This window comes from Paraflavisolibacter caeni (assembly GCF_025628885.1).
GTDB classification, from domain to species: Bacteria; Bacteroidota; Bacteroidia; order Chitinophagales; family Chitinophagaceae; genus Flavisolibacter; species Flavisolibacter caeni.
Map to the genome: position 1 here is coordinate 1 of NZ_JAOTIF010000078.1, position 742 is coordinate 742.

General features: G+C 47.6%; 1 protein-coding gene. It reads right to left on the reverse strand.

What is annotated here, in order from left to right; genetic code table 11:
* The coding region (locus OCK74_RS27840; RefSeq protein WP_279300394.1) for an IS256 family transposase at positions 1-570 on the reverse strand (570 nt) is incomplete at its 3' end.
* Positions 571-742 lie beyond the last annotated feature (172 nt).

A 742-nucleotide genomic window follows, 5' to 3' on the forward strand; every position in this document is an offset into this window, starting at 1 on the left:
ATAAATGCATTTGTTTTGGTAGTGGCCTGAGTGTTTGATCTTGAGCATGATGCCATCCATCCATACCACATAATATAGGGATTCAAGTGGACGGTTCTGCCACTCTTTAACATGCTCCAGGATGCGATTGGTGACATTGGAGATGGTGCCTTCCGAGACTTCCACCCCATAAACTTGTTTGACCTGCTCCGAGATGTCGGAAGTGGTCATGCCGCGGCTGTACATGCCAATAATGGCTTCCTCCAGCTTGTCACTCATGCGCTGCCCCTTGGGGATGAGCTGTGGAGAAAACTCAGCGTTGCGATCCCTGGGGATGTTTAAGACCAGGTCTCCTAAAGATTCGGTTTTTACCTTTTTAGCATAGGCGCCATTGCGGCTGTTGCCTGTGTGGTGACCTGCTTTGCTGTACTTCTGATAGCCCAGGTGGGCGTCGAGTTCTGCCTGCAGCATTTCTTCGACTCCTTGTTTGAACAGGTCATTGAAAAAGGCGTGAAACTCTTCCTTTGTTTTAAACTGTTTGAAGAAGTCTTTGGGAAGAGAAACTTTGGAGTTGTTTTCCTGCTTTTCCATAAGTAAACTGTATTAGTAAGTTACAAAATCTTGGGGGCATAGCCCCGGGCCGCCGCAAGCGATTGGGTTTCCTTCGGCTCCGCTACGCTCCGCCTCCTTCAACCCAATCGCTTTATTTGACCCGCTAATACAGAAACAGAAATTCTATTTACACAAACAACTAAAGGCTACC